Here is a 19651-nt window from a genome sequence, read left to right as displayed (position 1 = left end):
AGGCGATTCATGCCAACGGTGGCACAGCATTATATCCAGAGGACGCCCGCGGCGGCACGCAGCGCGGATTCACGGACGTCCGCCGCGCCGGTGGTGCTTATGGTGTCGGGCGGCGCCGATTCTACGGCGCTTACGGTCTTTGCTTGCACCTCCCGGCTTGACCTGCAGGATGGTCGCGGTCCGGCGCGCATCGCCCGCGAGCGCCTGCATGTTCTGCACGTGAATCACCATCTGAGGGGTGCGGCGTCGGACGCCGACGAGGCCTTCGTGCGCGAGCTCTGTGAACGCTATGGTCTGCCCCTCTGCGTCGAGCATGCTTCGTTTAGCGATCTGGGCGGGCGCAACCTCGAGGCTGCCGCGCGGGAGGTTCGCTATGCAGCCGCCCGCCGATACGTGCGCGAACTGTGTCAGGAGGCGGGGTGTCCCCGTACGGCCGCGCGTATCGTGACCGCGCACACGGCGAGCGATCGCGCGGAAACCTTCTTCATGAATGCCATCAAGGGCTCGGGTCCGGCGGGCCTCTCGAGTATTCCTCGCCGCCGCAATATCATCGTGCGCCCCCTGCTGGACTACACCCACGAAGAGCTTTGCCATCGCCTGGAGGTGGCTGGCATATCGTGGCGTGAGGACGAATCCAACCAGGACACCACCTACCTGCGCAATTTCGTGCGTCACCGCGTGCTGCCCGTGGCGCGTCAGCGCAACGAGAACCTTCCGCGCATCATCGGCGCGACCTGTGACATTTTGGGAGACGAGGACGCCTTCATGTCGCAACTCGCGGCGCGGGCCTTGCGCACGTGCATCCGTCGACAGCAGGACGGGCTCGTCGTGCTGGATGCGACAAGGCTTGCAGCTTCCGAGGTCGCCATCGCCCGACGCATGGTGCGCCTGGCGGTGAAGGCACTCGATCCCGAGGCGCGTCTTGAGATGCGCCACGTGGAAGCCGTTCTTGCCTGTGTTGCCGCGGGTGAGGGATCGCTGACGCTGCCGAACGGCATCGACGCCCGCATGGAGTTTGGGACGCTCGCCCTGCGTACAGCCGATGCGCGGGAGACGCTTGTGGCAGGATGGCTGGCGGTTCCGGGTCGCATGGCTCTGGCAAATGAGGCGACGCTCACGGCGGAGCTGTTGCGTGTGCCGGCAGGAACCGATGCTGTGGCCCTCGCCCGCGAAGAGGTCCAGCGGCTTGCACAGGCCGACGTGTCTGGAAGTGCCGGCGAATCACAACAAGAGCGGCCTGCCGATACGGCGGTACCTGCATCTACGACCGCGTCCGTTGCACATGCGCGTGTCGCGTTTGTGGATGCAGCGTCGTTGGGATATGCCGAGTCCGACCTTGTGCGCCTTAAAGAAGCGGGCGAGGGACTTCCTGCAGAAGCGTTGTCGGCACGACTGTGGGTCGATGCTCCGGCGCCGGGCGACCTCATGTGCCCGTTGGGCATGCATGGTCGTACGAAGAAGGTGTCGGACATTCTGGGAGAGGAACAGGTTCCCGTGGCCGAGCGCCCGCTCGTTCCGGTGGTTCGTACCGCGCCCAGTGGCACGGTGGTGTGGCTGGGAGGCCTTCGACTGGACGACCGCTTCAAGTGCACGGCGGCAACGAGGGTGCTCGTCAAGCTTACTCTCCGCTCGATATCGTAACGAGGGACGCCGCCGACGCACGTTGCGTGCCACGCTTTCATGTTGTGCACTGAGTGCGTCAGGGCTGCCAAGCTGCGTTGTGCGCCATCGACTCGAGTTACGTGTCGTGTTTTCACGCTGCGTGCCGCCGCTTCGAATTGCGTGCCGTCGTTTCAAGTTACGTGCCGCCGACTTAAATTGCGAGCGTGAATCGGCCGCTTCTCGTCCAAAAACAGGGGAGAAACGGCCGATTTGTTCGTCTAACTTTATTTTGAGGTACGTAACTCGCGCTGCCGGTACGCAACTTACGTTGCCGGTATGTAACGCACATCGACGGTACGTAACTTCGGGGGATGAGCGATCTATCTCTAGGCTGCGCCCGCGCGGACGAGCGTCACGGCTACACAGCCACCTGTCACGGTTGTTTACCTGGTGTCTGTAAAGCGGCTGCCGTTGTATCGCTGGTCTTGCTGGTACTATATACGGGTACACCTTGACCACGTCGATCTGGGCCCTGCTTTCGTTGCCGCGGCCCGAGGCGCGATCGTTTCTCGCAACAGAAAGGGTATCCATGAGCACCGTGCATCCCGATGTCGAAACCGTTTTGTTCTCTGAGGAGGAGATCGCGGCCATCGTGAAACGCCTGGGTCAGCAGATTTCCCAGGATTACCAGGGCAAGGACCTCGTGCTCATCGCCGTGCTGCGCGGCGCGGTGGTCTTCATGGGCGATCTCATGCGCGCCATCGACGTGCCGCTGTCCATCGACTTCATGGCTGTGTCCAGCTACGGCGACAAGGCGAAGAGCTCGGGTATTGTGCGTATCGTCAAAGACCTGGATATGGATATCAAGGGTCGCGACGTGCTCATCGTCGAGGACATTCTTGACTCGGGTCTTACGCTCAAGTACCTCATGAAGAACCTCTCCAGCCGTCATCCCGCCTCGATCGAGGTGGCGACGTTCCTCTGGAAGGACATCGAGGGCAAGCAGGCGGCGATCAATCCCAAGTACGTGGGCACCCATTGCCCGGACGCCTTCGTGGTGGGCTATGGCCTGGACTTCGCCGAGCGGTATCGCAATCTCCCCTACGTGGGCATTCTCAAACCGGAGGTTTATTCGTAGATGACGTTTCGTATCCATGACGATCTAGAGGCCGTCGCTCTCCTTGCCGAGGGCGACGGCTCGCATAAAGACGAGAAGCCGAGCACCTCGGGGGATTCGAAGACCTCGACCGACCGAGGTGACCGAGACAGTCGAGGTAACCGCGACGACCGCGACGACAGGCGCAGCGGTTCGAATCGGCGTCCGTCCGGCGACCCGCTGCTTGGCAACTTCGACGACATGCTGCTTGGTGGCAAGGGCAATCGCGGCGACCGCGGCCCGCGCCGTCCGCCTTCGCGCGCCACATGGCTCTATTTCCTGCTGGCCTGCGTATTGTTGGCTTACATGTTCTTCAACATGGGCCCGGGCTTTGGCGGGGGAGACCAGGTTCAGGAGATTCCGACCAACCAGCTGGTAAGCGCCATCGAGGACAACCGCGTCGACAGCCTGACCTATACGGTTGCGAACGGCTCGGTGACGGGTGAATATTGGCCGGACGACGCCAATACCTCGAAGGACGATGAGCTTGTCCAGTTCAAATCGACCTATGTCGGGTCGGACTCGCTGGCGGAGCTCATGGCGAAGCACCCCGACACCACCTATGAAGTGGACACGAGCAATCCCGACTTCTGGAGCGACTTCTTGGTGAGCGTGCTGCCCACCGTGTTGCTCATCGTGCTCATGTTCTACTTCCTGCGTCAGATGATGGGCGCGAACAGCAAGACCATGCAGTTTGGTAAGACGAACGCCAAGACCAACGAGGAGACTCGTCCCAAGGTCAAGTTCAAGGACGTGGCGGGCATTGACGAGGCGGTGGAAGAGCTCGAGGAGGTGCGCGACTTCCTGGCGAATCCCGAGCGCTATCGCAAGCTCGGCGCGAAGATTCCCCGTGGCGTACTGCTCGTGGGCCCTCCAGGCACCGGCAAGACGCTGCTCGCAAAGGCCGTTGCCGGTGAGGCGGGGGTTCCATTCTTCTCCATCTCGGGCTCAGACTTCGTAGAGATGTTCGTGGGCGTGGGCGCGTCCCGCGTGCGCGACCTCTTCAAGGAGGCGAAGGCGCAGGCTCCCTCGATCATCTTCATCGACGAGATCGACGCGGTCGGCCGCCAGCGCGGCGCCGGCTTGGGCGGCGGTCACGATGAGCGCGAACAGACTCTGAACCAGCTGCTGGTGGAGATGGACGGCTTCGAGGAGAGCGAGAGCGTGATTCTCATCGCCGCAACGAACCGCCCCGACATCCTGGACCCTGCGTTACTGCGTCCCGGCCGCTTTGACCGCCAGATCACGGTCGACCGCCCCGACGTCGCGGGCCGCGAGCAGATTCTGCGCGTCCACGGCCGTAACAAGCCGCTTGCCGACGACGTGAAATTCGACAAGCTCGCGCAGCTCACCGTTGGATTTACCGGCGCCGACCTGGCGAACCTCATGAACGAGGCCGCACTTCTGGCGGCGCGCCGCAAGAAGCCGCTCATCTCCATGTCGGAGGTCGAGGAGTCCATGGAGCGCGTTATCGCCGGCCCGCAGCGCAAGAGCCGCGTCATGACGAAGCAGGAGCGCACCACGATCGCCTTCCACGAGAGTGGACACGCGCTGGTGGGACACATCCTGGAGCATTCGGATCCGGTGCACAAGATCTCGATCGTGAGCCGCGGCCAGGCTTTGGGCTACACCCTGCAGCTGCCCACCGAGGACCACTTCCTCAAGACCAAAAACGAGATGCTCGACGAGCTTGCCGTGTTCTTGGGCGGCCGCGTGGCCGAGGAGCTCATGTGCGACGACATCACGTCGGGCGCTTCGAACGACCTTGAGCGCGCCACGAAGATGGCCCGCGAGATGGTCACGCGCTTGGGCATGAGCGAAGAGCTGGGAACCATGGTCTTCGGCGAGGCTCAGCACCAGGTGTTCTTGGGTCGCGACTACGCTGACCACGAGAACTACTCCGAGGAGACCGCGCGCCGCATCGACGTTGAGGTGCAGCGCATCATGCGTGAGGCACACCGCCGCGCCGAGGCGATTTTGGAGGAGCGTCGCGACCAGCTGCAGCTGATGGCGGACGTCCTGCTTGAGCGCGAGACGGTCGAGGGCGACGCGGTCGAGGCGCTGCTTGATAACAAGTGGGACGAGTACCTTGCCCACGAGCAGGAGCACCGGACGGCGGGCGAGGACGAGCCCAAGCAGGCCGCATCCGCACGCAAGCCGCGCATGAGCGACGAGGAGCTTGCGGAGGATGCCGCCCGCTACGCAGCCGCGAGCATGGCTGCCGAGGAGGGGGCATCTTCGGAGGAGCCTGCCTCACCGGAAGCTTCTGATGCCTCTGACGCTGCAGAAGCTCAGGACGACGAGGTATAGGCCCCGTCCTCCGCTACAGGGTTAGTTCGGCCCGCTGTTGTCTTTCGGTGAGAAGGCGGCAGCGGGCCGTTGTCGTAGATTGGGTCATTGCGGTATCGGCGCCGCGCGACCGTGCCTGGTGCACGGTGGATTGGCGTATGATGGGCGGGATACACAAACAAGCTAAGGAGCAGCCATGATCAACGAGGCCATGTATGGATACGGGGTCGAGAGCTCGGTCATCCGTGAGATCTTCACCTACGCGAACGAGCGCAAAGCACAGATCGGGGCGGACAAGGTGTTCGACTTCAGCCTGGGAAATCCGAGCATTCCTGCGCCCGACGCCGTGCGTGCATCCATCGAGCGCTCGCTTGCCGAGGTGCCGCCGGCGGAGCTGCACGGATATACGCCCGCTCCGGGTCTTCCCGCGGCGCGCGAGGCGGTTGCTTCGTCCCTCAACCGGCGCTTTGGCTGCTCGTACACGGCGCAAGACGTGTTCATGACGGTCGGCGCGGCCGCGTCGGTCTCCTGCGCGGTCCACGCCGTGACCACACCGGGCGACGAGATCATTGTGATCGCACCGTATTTCCCCGAGTATCGCGTGTGGATCGAGACCGCTGGCGCCGTCTGTGTCGAGGTGCCCGCGGATCCCGAGACCTTCCAGCTTGACCCGGTTGCGGTCGAGCGCGCCATCACGCCGCGGACGGCGGCGGTGATCGTGGACTCGCCCAACAACCCCACAGGCGCGGTCTACACGCGTGCAACGCTCGAGGCGCTCGCGGCGGTGCTCGAGAAGGAGAATGCCCGCCGCACGGAGGGCTTGGGCCATCCGCAGCCGGTGGTCCTCATCTCCGACGAGCCGTATCGCGAGCTCACCTATGGTGCCGAGGTTCCCTGGGTTCCGAGCATCTACGAGCACACCGTGGTGTGCTACTCCTACAGCAAGTCCCTGTCGCTTCCGGGCGAGCGCGTCGGTTGGGTGCTGGTGCCGCAGGTGAGCGAGGGCGCCCGCCGCGTCATGGCCGCTGTCGCGGGCTCGGCGCGTGCACTGGGTTTCGTGTGTGCCCCGGCACTCTTCCAACGCGTGGTGGTCGATTGCGTGGACGAGCCGGTCAACGTCGAGGCCTATGCGCGCAATCGTGAGACGCTTACGAAGGCGCTTTCCTCCTTTGGGTATACCTACGTGGAGCCCGACGGGGCCTTCTACCTGTGGGTGCGTGCCCTCGAGCCCGATGCCGAGGCATTCTGCGAGCGCGCTCGCGCCTACGAGCTGCTGCCGGTGCCATCCAACAGCTTTGGCGTGACCGGCTGGGTGCGCGTGGGCTACTGCGTCGCGCCCGAGGTCATCGAGCGCTCGCTGCCGGCCTGGCAGCGTCTGGCCCAGGACTACGGAGTCTGCGCCAAGTAGGGTATTTGTCTTGGGAAAACGCGCCGGCCGCGATGACGTGTGAAGTCCATGGCCGGCACGTTTACGCCCAGGTGCGACTCATAGACCATACCGACCAGTCGACCGAGGAGGATGCAATGTCCTACACCATCGCGACGGACATCCATACGCATACGCTGTTCTCGCGCCACGCATACTCGACCATCGGCGAAAACGTTGCCGCGGCGCGGGCGGCAGGCCTGGAGCTTCTGGGCTCGGCAGACCATATGAGCTCGATGCTTTTCCCTGAGCCCGATATTCGCAACTTCCAGTTTTTCTACAACCAGGTCGTGTGGCCGCGTGTGTGGGACGGCGTGACGCTGCTGCGCGGCGCCGAGGCCGATATCGTGTCGCTCGAGGGCGGGCTCTTTGGCCAGGACGTTCATGTGCCCGAGTCCATCGTGGGCAAGCGCTTCCGTCGCGACTGGACGCTGTACGACCGGGTGGTGGAATCGCTCGACTACCTGGTAGCGAGCGTTCACAACGGCGATTTTGCCGCCGATGCTACGTTGGCGCAAACGACCGAGATGTATGTGTGTGTGCTGCAGAACCCCAAGGTGTTCGTGCTGGGGCACACGGGCCGCTCGGGCATTCCCTACGACTTGGATGAGGTCCTGGGCTGCGCCAAGGAGCAGGGAAAGCTCATCGAGATCAACAACCACAGCCTGGAAGGTGCGGGCAGGCACCATCAGGCATGTCGAGACATCGCAGTGCGCTGTGCCGAGCTGGGCGTGGGCATCTGCGTGTCGAGCGACGCCCATATCGCACCCGCTATCGGCGACTACCCGTGCGCCAAGCGCTTGCTGGAAGAGATTCACTTCCCGCAGGAGCTCATCATGAACCGCGACCGCGACACGCTGCTCGAAGCACTTGCGGTGTCCGGCGTGTGCGATCTGCGTGCGCTCAAAGGCGGTGCTGCAGCCTAGGTGCTGCGCGCTGCCTTAACGGCCGCGCTGTCCCGGGTCGCCGCATGCTGCCCTTGCGGTCGCATGCCGCGCCGGTTGTCGCGCTGCCCTCGCGGTCGCATGCCGCGCCGGTCGTCGCGCTGTCCTCGCGGTTGCGCCCCGCGCTAGCCGCCGCACTGCCGCTGCGCCTCCACCTGCCCGCATCCCCCGGCGGCTGCGGCACGATACAACGAAAGGAACACCATGCTCAAACGCACGTTTGAAGAAGACCTGGACCGCGCCGTCGCCTTCCACGGCCATCTTTGCGCAGGTCAGGTCATTGGTACGCGTATGGCGCGCGTGGCCATGGACTACTTCCACATTGAGGACCCCGACACCTATCGCGACCTCGTGGCGTTTGTCGAGTGCGACCGATGCCTGGCCGACGCAGTCATCTCGGTGGCCAACTGCCATCTGGGGCGTCGCCGGCTCAAGTGGTACGACTATGGCATCATGGCGGCGAGCTTCCTCGACCTGGCGAGCAACAAGGCCATTCGTATCACCCAGCGACCGGACGTGCCGAAGGCGCCGCACGGCAAAGATGAGATGCTTGCCTTCTTTGCCGGCATCTCAGATAACGACCTGTTTTGCGTCAACGAGGTCGACTTGCCGGATTTCCGCGAGTTCGACCTGCCCGGTCGCCCTCGCGCCACGCAGGTGTGCGAGGTGTGTGGCGAGCGCGTGCACGACGGGCGCGGCGTCGAGCGCGACGGGCACACCTACTGCAAGCGCTGCGCCGGCGAGCACGTCTATTACACGCTTGGCCGCGAGCTGAGCGCCTCCGAGCTCGCGCAGGGCGCCTAGGACAAGGCTTTCAGAGAGATGCGGCGTTGCGGGGAAGTCGCTGCCCGTGGCATCCCCGCGACGCGGACATCTGCCTGCTCCGGCTGCCGTGCTCTTAAAACCTTATAAAAGCGTAAGGGTATGCCCACGGCGCATCCATAATCCTTCCGTATGCTCATGATGTGAGGCAGTCAGGCAAGGAGAGGTCCCGATGCTCCGCAGCGGCATGCAACAGGGTGGTTTTCGTCGTATGGTGCGGCGTGCCATGGCGGCTGCCGGCATGGCGTTGCTGGTTGTAGGGCTCGCGCTGGGATTCGGCCTTGTTCTGCGGTATCAGGTCAAGTGCGCTGCCGTCGCCGAGGCACAGGGCCTTCCTGCGCCTCTGGACCGGACAACGCCCGAAGCGTTGCGCTCCGCGCGCGAAGTGCCGCTCACCTTGACGTTGCTCGATGTTCCAGGCGAGCACGAGCTGCGCGTCACATGGGACGACGCCTGGTTTGGGCGCGCGTCGGCATCGTGGAACAGCGAGCTTGCCCTCACCTGTGCCGCGCTCTCGACGCTTGCCTACTCGGAGTCGGGGCATTATCAGGAGGGAAGCCAAGGTCCTGCCTACATGGAGCAGGCGCTGGAACAACTGGGCTTCTCCGAGGTCTCGACCGATTCCTATCGCTTTCGAAGCGAGGTTGCCGACCAGGTGCTCAACGTGTTTACGCAGGACGAGGACCTGGGAGCCTATACCGTCGCACGCCGCCGCCTCGCGGCGAGCGGCGATGATGGTTCGCGTTCGGTCATCGTGGTTGCCGTGCGCGGGAGCTATGGGTCCGAGTGGCTAAGCAACGCCGACCTGTCCTCCTCGGGTGACCACCCGGGCTACCGGGTGCTGGCAGACGAGATTGCCGGAGAAGTCGGGCGGTGGGTGGACGCCGCGCACGCGCAGGGAGATGCCGTCACCGTGCTTACCTGCGGCCACAGCCGAGGCGGCGCGATTGCCGGCATGGTTGCGGCGCGCGCCATCGACGGCGACGTGGGCGCGCAGTGGGGTGCCGACGACGAAGCGCTTGGCTACACCTTCGCCGCGCCTTGCTCAACCACGGACGCCTCGGCCCGCTCCGCGCGCTACGACACCATCGTCAACGTGGTGAACACGGCAGATCTGGTACCGCGCCTGCCGCTGGCCACCTGGGGATACGTTCGCTTTGGGCGCGACGTGTCCATAGGTATGCCGTCCGGTGCGTCGGCGGAGGACGCGGCTGGTATGCGGGAGGCGTATCGGGCGCTCACTGGGGTTTTGTGCGCGCACGAGCCGATGTCTCCAAGTGAGGTCGAGACGCTGTTGGACGAGCTCTCTGGCATCCTGGTCTCTCCGGACTCGCTGGCCGACCCGGTTGCCGTCGCACATGCTGCGGCCGTTGTCGCAGCAGCAAATCCCCTGCGTCTGCTCGCAGGGCATTATCCAAGCGTTTACCTCGCCTGGCTGGAGGCCCTTGCCACCGGCTAAGAGCGGCGTGTCATGTTGGGCGCAGCTGTCCCGCGGCTGCTGCGACGGCCGCCGCGGGGCAGTCCGGTGGGGGGATGTCGAGGTTTTTTGGGCGGGCTGCGAAACTCGTTTCGTTTTTATGCAGTTAGTTCGGGAATCCTCGAGTAGACGGCCGATCTCGCCAACAAAACCGCAGGATTCCAGGGCCCAAATGAGGTGTCTACTCGCCAAGTCTCCAATAAACTGCATAAAACCGAAACGAACAATCGTAGGTACAGCGTGGACGGGCCATTTAGGTGCGCCGTGAGGGGTTCGCGGGCGCCGCTCAGCGCGGCGCGAACGGTTTGAACGTGAACAAGCTATGCTGCATCCGCGTTCCGGTGGCGTTTCGGCTGCTGCAAACGCGCGGCGCCTTTCGCCCTTCGCCATTCCGACGGCGTTGCCCGCGCACGCGGAACAAGCGCCTAGCCTCGCGTGAGCACGGCGACGGTTTCGACGTGGTCGGTGTGCGGGAACATATCCACCGGGGTCAGGCGCTCAAGTCGATATCCGCCGGCGGCCAGCGTTTCCAGATCGCGCGCCTGGGTGGTGGGGTTGCAGCTGATGTAGACAATGCGCCGCGGGCCAAGCGCCACAGCGGCGTCCAAGAACTCCGGGGTCGAGCCTGCACGCGGCGGGTCCATGGCAAGCACGTCGATGCTTCGGCCTTCCGTAGCAGCGCGCTTCATGAAGGCGGTGGCGTCCTCTGCGACGAACTCCGCACGGTCTTCCAGATGGTTGACCTGGGCATTGCGTTGCGCGTCAGCGATGCCCGCCTGGTTGCGCTCGACGCCCGTCAGACGCACGGAGCGCCCAACTTCCTGCGCTTCCTGCAGCGCGCACAGGCCAATGGTACCGCTGCCGCAGTAGGCATCCATGAGCACGTCTCCGTCGCGAAGATCCATGCCGTCGATGGCCAGCTGGTAGAGGACTTCCGTCTGTTGGGGATTCGTTTGATAGAACGCCGTGGGAGAGATCTCGAAGGTGCAGCCCAGCAGCCGGTCCTGCATGCGATCCTGTCCGGCAAGTGTTCGGGTGCCGGGCCCCAGGATGGCGTTGCCAGGCCGGGGGTTTATATTCTGTGCGACGGTGACCAGCCGGGGCGAGAGCTCAGCGAGCGCCTGGGTGAACTCATCCAGGCGGGCGAGGTCGCGGTGGGCGGTGACCACCGTGAGCATGGCATCGTCGGTACGCCACCCCATGCGAACCACGGCGTGGCGCAGCATGCCGCGGCGAACGTCTTCGGCATAGGCGGTGACGCCGCAGGCCTGTGCGACCCGGGCGACCCCGCGCAGGATTTCACGCGCTCCGGGGGCCTCGACGGCGCACGTGGTGGCAGGAACGATCGTGTGGGTTCCTCGGGCGAAGAAGCCGCAGCGCAACGTTCCCTTGGGGCCGGGCGCAAACGGGGTTGCCGCCTTGTGGCGAAATCCTCGGGGCGCGGGCAGTTTGCCATCATCGGTGGTGACTACGGCATCGCGAAGAGGGCGGTAGCCTTCCTGTTCCCGCTCGCCGTCTGCAAGCACGCGCATGCCCAGGACGGGCTCGATTTCGACGTTCCACCGAAGCCGCGTAAAGAGCGGCGCGAAGAGCTCCGTCATGGCCTCGTGCTTGTGTGCAAGCTGTTTGCGGTAGGGCATGCCCAGCCACGCGCAGCCGCCGCACGAACGCATGATGGGACAGGGTCCGGCGTTGTCTTTGCGCGCCTTGCGCTCGCGCCCGGTGACCTTGCTCATGCCGCGCCCTCTTTCGTCGTCGCCTGTTCGGTGCTTCGCTCCACGTCATCGCACCTTTCCTGCAGTCGTTGATGTGGCACGATTTGGCAGGTCAAGGCATCTGGCACCACGGGGAACCAGGGTGGGAGCGGGACTTAAGTATAGCCAAGCCATGTGGGTGCCACGTCCTGCGCGAAAAATGGGTACCATACATCAATATTGTTGCGGCGACATGCCTGTGCCTGCTGGGGCGGGCTATCTCTGCGCGCTGGCACATGCCACGTCTTATCTGCGCCGCCGCATCGTCTCTACAAGAAGGGCCTATCGTGCTTGAACTCAAAGGCATCACCAAAGACTATCCGTCGGGCGACTCTGTGGTCCACGCGCTTAAGGGCATCAGCGTCACGTTTCGCGACCAGGAGTTTGTGAGCATCCTCGGCCAGTCCGGCTGCGGCAAGACGACGCTGCTCAACATCATCGGCGGACTGGACCAATACACCCGTGGCGACCTGGTTATCAACGGCAGGTCCACCAAGAGCTACCACGACCGCGACTGGGATACGTACCGCAACCACTCGGTGGGCTTCGTATTCCAGAGCTACAACCTCATTCCGCATCAGACGGTCATCGCCAACGTCGAGATGGCGCTGGTACTCTCGGGCACGCCAAAGGCCGAGCGCCGCCGCCGCGCCGAAGAGGCGCTTGCGCAGGTGGGCCTGGCCGAGCAGATGCACAAGAAGCCCAACCAGCTGTCGGGCGGTCAGATGCAGCGCGTCGCCATCGCCCGCGCCATCGTGAACAACCCCGAGATCATCCTGGCAGACGAGCCCACGGGCGCCCTTGACACTGAGACCTCCGTCGAGGTCATGGAGATCTTGAAAAAGCTCAGCCGGGATCGCCTCGTCATCATGGTCACGCACAACCCGCAGCTCGCCGAGGGATACTCCGACCGCATCGTGCGCATCCAGGACGGCCTCATTACCAGCGACTCGCGCCCGGTAGACTCCGAGGCGGAGCGGCTCACCCCCGAACAGATTCAGCAGCATGCCGTCGAGGACGCCAGGAAAGGCAAGCGCTCCATGGGCTTCCGCTCGGCGCTCTCGCTGTCGTTCACCAACCTCATGACCAAGAAGGGCCGCACGTTCCTCACGGCGTTTGCAGGGTCGATCGGCATCATCGGCATCGCGCTCATCCTGTCGCTTTCCGACGGCGCGCAGAACTACATTGCCGAGACCGAGGAATCCACCATGGGGAGCTACCCGCTCACCATTCAGGAGACGAGCGTCGACCTTTCGAGCATGATGAGCTCGATGATGGGCGCTGCGGCCGACGTCACGCGCCGCGCGGCCGACGGCACGGTCGAGTCGAAGGACCTCGTGACCGACATGGTCTCGAGCGTGGCTGACGGCGCCAACGAGAACGACATGAAGGCCATCAAGGCCTGGCTCGACTCTAACCCGGACGATATCGACGACCAGGTGACGGCGATCAAGTACACCTACGACACGCCGCTCAACGTGTATGCGAGCGACACGTCGAAGGGACCGGTGCAGGTGAATCCCGCCACGGTCCTGGACGCCCTTGGCATCTCGACGTCGGGCGAGACACAGACCGAGATGATGTCCTCCATGGGTTCAAGCTACGACGCCTTCCACGAGCTTTTGCCCAACCGCGACGCGTGGTCGCGCGACTTCACCATGGTGGCGGGGCATGAGCCCCAGAACTGGGACGAGGTCGTGATTCTTACCGATGAGAACGGCCGGATTTCCGACTACACGCTCTACGCGCTGGGCCTGCTGGACCAAAGCGACCTGCGCGGCATGATGGCGGATGTCATCGCCGGCCGCTCGGTCGACTCGGTGGAGTCGAGCTCGTACACCTACGACGACCTCATGGGGCTCACGTTCAAGCTGGTGCCCGAAAGCTCGAAGTACGCCCAGCAGGACGACGGGACCTGGGCAGACATGAGCGACGACGACGCCTTTATGACCGATGTGGTGAACAACGCCGAAGAGCTCCACGTCGTGGGCATCGCGCAGCAGACTGAGGATTCGAGTCTCTCCAACTGGGGCATGGTGCTCTATACGCCCGAGCTCATCGAGCATGTGATCGACCAGGTCAACGCGAGCCCCGTGGTCCAGGCCCAGGAGGCCGACCCCACCACCGACGTGTTTACCGGACTTCCGTTCTCGGACGACGTGGGGACAAGCCTCACGATGGACCAGATCGAGGCGATGGTTGCTCAGATGCCGGGCGAGCAGGGTCAGCAGATTCAGGCGTATGTGGACGAGATGCGCTCGTCGGGCATGTCCGACGACGAGACCGCCTCTGCCTTCTCCGAGCGTATGGCCGACCAGACGGATAACGCCACCTACGACGGCAACCTGGAGACACTCGGCAAGGCCGACCTCGACGACCCGTCGCAGATCAGCATCTACCCGGTGGACTTTGAAGCGAAGGAGTACATCGACAACCTCATCTCCGACTACAACGAGCAGATTCGCGCTGACGGCGAGGGTACCGAGATTCAGTACACCGACATCGTAGGCATGCTCATGTCGAGTGTGACCGACATCGTGAACGCGCTGACCTACATCCTCATTGCGTTCGTGGCGATCTCGCTCGTGGTGAGCTCCATCATGATCGGCATCATTACGTACATCAGCGTGCTCGAGCGTACGAAGGAGATCGGCATCCTGCGCGCCATCGGTGCTTCCAAACGCGACGTGAGTCGCATCTTTACCGCCGAGACGTTCATCATCGGACTGGTGTCGGGTCTTCTGGGCGTGGGCGTGACCGTGCTGCTGGATATTCCGGTGAATGCGATCATCTACCAGGTTGCCGGCGTGGAGAACCTGGCTGCTGTGCCGGTTGGACCGGGTATCGCGCTTGTGATCATCTCGGTCGTGCTGTCGCTTGTGGCGGGGCTGGCGCCCAGCCGGATGGCGGCGAAGAAGGATCCGGTCACCGCTCTCCGCACCGAATAGCCTGGCTTTCCCAGGCACCCCATCTTGCCGCTCAAGCCTTCGGGCGCCGCCGTCAGGCGTACGCCCTCGGCTTTCGTGGCAACCTGGGGCACCTGGGAAAGCCAGGTGGGGTGGGCTTGTCGCTCGCAATCTCGGGCGCTCAGGGCGCCGAGGCCAACTGTCCGGGGTGCGTTCCCTCCTCGTTCAAGGCAATCTCGGGCGCCTCAGCGCAGGGTTTTCCCTGACTCAGCTTGTCGCAAACTTCGGGCGCCGCCGCTAGGCGTTTGCCCTCGACGTTCGTGGCAACCTGGGGCACCTGGGAAACCCGGGCGGGGTAGAAAACGACTCCTGTTGTGTGTAAAAATCGGCGTTTTGTACGACTGGATTCCGATATGCAGTTTTACAAGCTGTTTATGCAGATATTTACCTGGCGTTTTGCCGATGCGAGGGTCGGCCAGAGCCAGATGGGAGATTCCAGTCGTACAAAACGGGCGTTTTTGCACACATCCAATTCCTTTTGCTGCCTCTGAGTCCTGAGGGGCGCCGCGGACGTGCATACTGTCCGCTGCTGAAGACCAGAACGGCATCGATGAAGCCCTGGCGCGTCGGAGACATCTTCGGGGTTGCGCTCGGTGGTTATGATGCATCGTGTTCAAGGCCCGGGGCATCCGTTGCGCACGCGGATGCCCCGGGCCTGCTGTCTACCTTGTTCTGTACTCTTGTCGCAAGTTCGCTTACTCTTCCAGGCGACTCAGGAACGCACGGGTACGGGCCTCGCGCGGGTGATCGATGACCTGGCTCGCCGGACCTTCCTCGGCAATGACGCCGCCGTCCATAAAGATGACGCGGTCCGCGACGTCGCGTGCAAAGCCCATCTCGTGGGTCACGATGACCATGGTCATGTTTTCCGCGGCAAGCTCCTTGATAACGCGCAGCACCTCTGCCGTGAGCTCGGGGTCCAGGGCACTCGTGGGCTCGTCGAAGTACAGTACCTCGGGGTTCATGGCCAGCGCACGGGCAATGCTCACACGCTGCTGCTGACCTCCCGAAAGCTGGCACGGCACCTTTTCCTCGCAGCCTTCAAGCCCCATCTTCGCAATGAGGGCGCGCGCCTCGGCCTCAGCCTCTGCTCGTGGACGCTTCTGCACGCGAATAGGCGCGTCGGAGATGTTTTTCATGACAGTCATGTGCGGGAACAGGTTGTAGTTCTGAAACACCAGGCCAAAGCGGTCGCGGGCCTGCTTGAGCTCGGGACCTTTAACATAGCGCGTGCGTCCGCCCTCGTCCTGCGCGACAGTGAGGTCGCCGTAGCTCAGCGAGCCGGCGTCGAGCGTCTCCAGCAGGGTGAGGCAGCGCAGCAGCGTCGACTTGCCGCCGCCCGACGGCCCGATGATGGCGACGACCTCGCCCGGCTTGACGGCGAGCGACACGCCGCGCAGCACCTCGTTGTCACCAAACGCCTTGCGGGCGCCAGAAAGTGTCACGACGGGTGCGGGGGAGGTCTGCTGTGATGCGGTCATGATGACTCCTCGAGAAGAAGGCTGAATGAAGGGGCGCAGTCTCGCCCGGCGCGGGCGGCGCCGTCGGCGGGGCTAGGTGAGCTAGTCGTGGTAGTAGTCCAGGCGCTTCTCAATTGCGTTCAAGACCATCTCGACAATGAGGTTGAAGACCCAGTAGAACGCGGCGGCGATGGCGAAGGGCAGCATGCTTACCTGTGAGGCGACGAGGGCCTTGGCGGTGGAGAACATCTCGGCCACGCCGATTGAGAAGGCCAGGGAGGTGTCTTTCACCAGCGTAATGACCTCGTTGCCCATGGCGGGAAGGATGCGCTTGACCACCTGGGGCAGCACGATGTGCACGAAGGTCTGCACCCGCGAGTAGCCCAGCACCTCGGCGGCCTCGTATTGGCCGCGCGGAATGGATTGGATGCCCGAGCGGTAGATCTCGGCGAAGTAGGCGGCATAGTTCACGATGAACGCGACGATGGTCGCATACCACTTGGAATCGGTTGAAAGCTGGATGCCAAACACGTAGTACGGCGCGAAGTAGATGGCAAACATCTGCAGCATAAGAGGCGTGCCGCGCATCACGGAGATGTAGAGGCGCGTGATGAGGCGTACCGGCGCGATGCGGCTCATGCGCAGCAGCGCGACGACGATGCCCAGCGGCACGGCGCCGACCAGCGTAAACGCGAAGATCTGCATGCTCACCAGGAAGCCTTCGAAGAGCATCTGCAGCATGGTGGCGATGTCCATGTGTCTCCTTTGGTACGTGGCGGCCCTCGGGTGTCGATGGCCGGCGACGGGGTGGACGTGTTCCCAACATGGGGAACGGGGTCATCCGTCACCCAAGCATAGAGCATGACGAATGGCCCCGTCCTCGACGGCGGGAAAGCGCGGCCGGGGCACCTCGCCGCCGGCCGCGCACCTGTTTACTCCAGGACCCAGTTGTCGTAGGACAGACCGTACTCGGCGTACTTGTCGCAGAGCTCCTTGACGGTGCCGTCCTTGTTGAGCTCGCGCAGCGCCTCGGTCACGGCGTCGGCGGTCTCGGTGTCGCCCAGCTTGAAGCCGACGGCGTAGTGCTCGGAGGAGAGGGCCTCGTCAAGCTGCACGTAGGCGTCCGGGTTGGCGGCAAGCTGGTAGGCAGCGATGGAGAGATCGCAGGCCACGGCGTCGACGGCGCCGGACTCGAGCTGCATGAAGGCGGTGTTGTAGTCGCCGATCTGCTCAAGCGACGCGAAGGTGGCGGCGAGGTCGGCCTTGTCGCCCTCGAGCACGTCGAGCGCGGCGGAGTCGACCTGGGTGATGACCGTCTTGCCGGCCAGATCGTCAAGGCTTTCGATGTCGCTGTCGGCGCGCACGACGACAACCTGCTCGTTCAGCATGTAGGGCTCGGAGAAGGTGTAATCGTCCTCGCGGCCTTCCATGGTGAATCCGTTCCAGATGCAGTTGATGGCGCCCGAGTTAAGCAGGGTGTCCTTGGCATCCCAGTCGATGGCCTCGTACTGGACGTTCCAGCCCTCCTTCTTAGCCACGGCGGCGGCAAGGTCAAGGTCGAAGCCGGTGAATTCGCCGTCATCGCCCACGAAGCCGTACGGCGGATAGGACTGGTCGAAGCCCACGATCAGGGTGCCGGTAGCTGCGGCGCCGGTGTCCTCGGTTGCAGCATCGGTGTCGGCAGATCCGGCGGCATCGTTGGCCGGTGCAGAGGAATTGCAGCCGGCCAGCAGCGCGACGGCGCAAAGAAGGGTGGCGAAGCAGGCAATCAGCGTAAACCTGCGGCGCGTGGGCGTGGTAGACATGTCCATCATCTGAGGCCTTTCAAGGTAGTACTTTAGTTAACTAAAGTGTCGAGCAAAGCAGTTGAGACTTTACGCTTTAGTGCGATGGAGCGCAAGGGCTTATTGGGCAGCGTATCGGCGAGAGGCTGAGGAGTAGTTGGAGGAGGGCTGGCGGGAGAGGCTGGTGGAGGGGCGGCGGGAGAAGTTGGAGGAGGCTAGCTGGAGAGGCTGGGGGAGGGTCGGTCAGATGACGGCAAGAGGGTTGAGCCGATGGCTGATAGGGGGTCAGCGTTTAGTTGTGAGCGCGTGTATCTCGTCCTGTTCAAACGAAGTCCTAGATTTGGCCGTTTTAGGGCTCAAAAACGTCCAAATCGAGGACTTCAAAAGACGCGGAGAGGTCTCCCCTGGAAGAATCATGTCGAAAGGCCTGGTCGGCGCGGCCCGCAGCTCTGGTCTGGATGGTCCTCGGCTCTGGTAGGGATGGCCCGCGGCTCTGGTCTGGATGGTCCACGGCTCTGGTCGGGATGGCCAGCGGTTCTGGCCGGGGGCAAGGTCGGCCGCAGCTCTGGGCAGGGCCAGGATGCCCTCTCAGCGCTGGATGCGGGGACAACCCTCCCAGCCCATCCATGTGTTCCTGTCTTGTGCTTCCGGCGTGGATCGGCGGTTCTTTAGTATTGTGTATGCTTCTGCAATCAACGAGGTATGGCGGGGGAGCGTGCAAATGGGCGATAAGCCGGAGGAGCCTTCTAGGACGAAATGTGAGACTGCAGAGAGCGCGGCGGCAAAAGACGCGTCGAGGAATATGCTCGACGCCGAGTGTTTCACGTGTGACCAAGCTCAGCGTACGGAGTCAAAGCCGACAGCAGCGGCAGCGATCCCAGCAGTAGCCCCGACAGCTTCCGATAACCTGCAGCGCGCCCTTGCCTTCATTGCGTCCCAGCCCGACCCGCGCGAGCTCGTGACCTTGGCTGAGATGCTGTGCCTCGGCCGTGCCGACTATCTCTATGTGGGCGCCGACGGCGTGCTCGTGCGAACGACGGGGTCGGGGATGTATTTCCTCGCCGCACAGGACGCGTCCGCAGCGGAGCGTATCGGCAGCATGCCCCTTCTTGTGGGCGGCACGACGTTGCATGACGCCGCCCGGCTTCCGCGCGATGAGCGCCCCATACTCATGACGCATGATGCCCGTCAGGCCCGGGCGCTGGGCTTTCCCGTTTCGCGGGGCTCTTGCTACAACATCTGTCTCTATGAGCGCGAGCATCCGCTGCCGTTGGCGGGTACGCTCGACATTCGGCAGCTCGGTCCTGGCGACCTCGCAGTTGTCGCGGCGCACTACGACATGCTTCCCGAGGAGGATATAGCCCGCCACCTCGCAGACGGCTGGGTGTGGGGCGGCTACAACGCCCAGGGCGATCTTGTGGGTTTTATCGGCGAGCACGACGAGTCGGCGATCGGCATGCTCGAGGTCTTTCCCGAGCATCGGCGTCACGGCTATGCGACAGAGCTCGAGGCTCATGCGGTCAATCGCATGCTGGCGGCGGGCAGGGTACCGTTCGGCCAGGTTGTAATCGACAACGCGGCTTCGTTTGCCTTGCAGGAGAGCTTGGGCATGACCCGTCTGTCCGGCGTCCAGTGCTGGACGGAGTAGGGAGGCCCGGCGCGCCTGCGGGGTTATTAAAAAGCCGTTGAGGCAGGACTTCAACAAGGTTTTCACTTGACAAAATCGGCAGAGAAGAAATCCACAGGTCGTTTGCGGAATGTCGGGAAAAGTCATCACCGAACAGACGTTGTACACAGCGAATCGCGCGAGCATATGCTTTAGCAAGCGATGGTGTTTTCCTGCGCAATGTATAAGAAGGTATTCTTTACCTGCGAGTTCACAAAATGCACAAATAGCATTTGGTAAAAGCGCAGTAAGAAGAGCGTCAAACTGAATAATCGCAGGTCAGACGCTTGGCTGTGGAAAACTAG

Annotated in this window: 13 protein-coding genes; 9 read left to right on the top strand and 4 right to left on the bottom strand. The window is 63.4% G+C overall.

Translation table 11 applies throughout. From position 1 onward, the window contains the following. Positions 1-9: 9 nt before the first annotated feature. The 7 genes from tilS to B5F33_RS02275 all read left to right on the top strand — a co-directional run bounded on the left by tilS (position 10) and on the right by B5F33_RS02275 (position 9698). Positions 10-1641 carry a tRNA lysidine(34) synthetase TilS gene (tilS, locus tag B5F33_RS02305; protein ID WP_204214351.1) on the top strand — a complete coding sequence of 544 codons (1632 nt, stop codon included), beginning with the start codon at positions 10-12 and terminating at the stop codon, positions 1639-1641. A 550-nt stretch (positions 1642-2191) separates the two neighbouring features. After that, the gene (hpt, locus tag B5F33_RS02300; protein WP_087410188.1) at positions 2192-2740 is read left to right on the top strand and encodes a hypoxanthine phosphoribosyltransferase; all 549 of its coding nucleotides are present in this window, start codon (positions 2192-2194) and stop codon (positions 2738-2740) included. Continuing rightward, entirely contained in the window at positions 2741-5068 is a 2328-nt protein-coding gene (ftsH, locus tag B5F33_RS02295; RefSeq protein WP_087410187.1) for an ATP-dependent zinc metalloprotease FtsH, read from the top strand. 175 nt (positions 5069-5243) lie between these two features. Next, complete coding sequence (locus tag B5F33_RS02290; protein WP_087410186.1) at positions 5244-6455, top strand: pyridoxal phosphate-dependent aminotransferase; 1212 nt, start codon at positions 5244-5246, stop codon at positions 6453-6455. A 116-nt stretch (positions 6456-6571) separates the two neighbouring features. Then, on the top strand, positions 6572-7399 hold the full coding sequence (locus B5F33_RS02285) for a phosphatase (RefSeq protein ID WP_087410185.1): 828 nt from the start codon (positions 6572-6574) through the stop codon (positions 7397-7399). 222 nt (positions 7400-7621) lie between these two features. Further along, positions 7622-8221 (top strand): FmdE family protein, encoded by a 600-nt coding sequence (locus tag B5F33_RS02280; protein ID WP_087410184.1) that lies wholly within the window; start codon positions 7622-7624, stop codon positions 8219-8221. 190 nt (positions 8222-8411) lie between these two features. Then, positions 8412-9698 carry a hypothetical protein gene (locus B5F33_RS02275; RefSeq protein WP_087410183.1) on the top strand — a complete coding sequence of 429 codons (1287 nt, stop codon included), beginning with the start codon at positions 8412-8414 and terminating at the stop codon, positions 9696-9698. A gap of 443 nt (positions 9699-10141) precedes the next feature. Here B5F33_RS02275 and rlmD read toward each other — a convergent pair whose 3' ends face one another. Beyond that, entirely contained in the window at positions 10142-11452 is a 1311-nt protein-coding gene (gene rlmD / locus B5F33_RS02270) for a 23S rRNA (uracil(1939)-C(5))-methyltransferase RlmD (protein ID WP_087410182.1), read from the bottom strand. A gap of 305 nt (positions 11453-11757) precedes the next feature. On the opposite strand from rlmD, the gene B5F33_RS02265 reads away from it, so the two are divergent. Beyond that, the gene (locus B5F33_RS02265) at positions 11758-14418 is read left to right on the top strand and encodes an ABC transporter ATP-binding protein/permease (RefSeq protein ID WP_087410181.1); all 2661 of its coding nucleotides are present in this window, start codon (positions 11758-11760) and stop codon (positions 14416-14418) included. A gap of 713 nt (positions 14419-15131) precedes the next feature. Here the strand turns inward: B5F33_RS02265 and B5F33_RS02260 are convergent. From B5F33_RS02260 to B5F33_RS02250, 3 genes are all read right to left on the bottom strand, one after another. After that, positions 15132-15917, bottom strand: a complete 786-nt coding sequence (locus B5F33_RS02260; protein WP_087410180.1) for an amino acid ABC transporter ATP-binding protein — start codon at positions 15915-15917, stop codon at positions 15132-15134. Between the two features lie 81 nt (positions 15918-15998). After that, positions 15999-16652 (bottom strand): amino acid ABC transporter permease, encoded by a 654-nt coding sequence (locus B5F33_RS02255; protein WP_087410179.1) that lies wholly within the window; start codon positions 16650-16652, stop codon positions 15999-16001. 176 nt (positions 16653-16828) lie between these two features. Next, positions 16829-17710: a transporter substrate-binding domain-containing protein gene (locus B5F33_RS02250; protein WP_239284672.1), complete on the bottom strand. Its 882-nt coding sequence runs from the start codon at positions 17708-17710 to the stop codon at positions 16829-16831. A gap of 691 nt (positions 17711-18401) precedes the next feature. Here B5F33_RS02250 and B5F33_RS02240 point away from each other — a divergent pair. Then, entirely contained in the window at positions 18402-19328 is a 927-nt protein-coding gene (locus B5F33_RS02240; RefSeq protein ID WP_158095284.1) for a GNAT family N-acetyltransferase, read from the top strand. The last annotated feature ends 323 nt before the right edge of the window (positions 19329-19651 follow it).

The organism is Collinsella sp. An2 (assembly GCF_002160065.1).
Classification (GTDB): domain Bacteria; phylum Actinomycetota; class Coriobacteriia; order Coriobacteriales; family Coriobacteriaceae; genus Limicola.
Note: the sequence above shows the minus strand (reverse complement) of the source record. Positions and strands in the feature narration are given on the sequence as shown.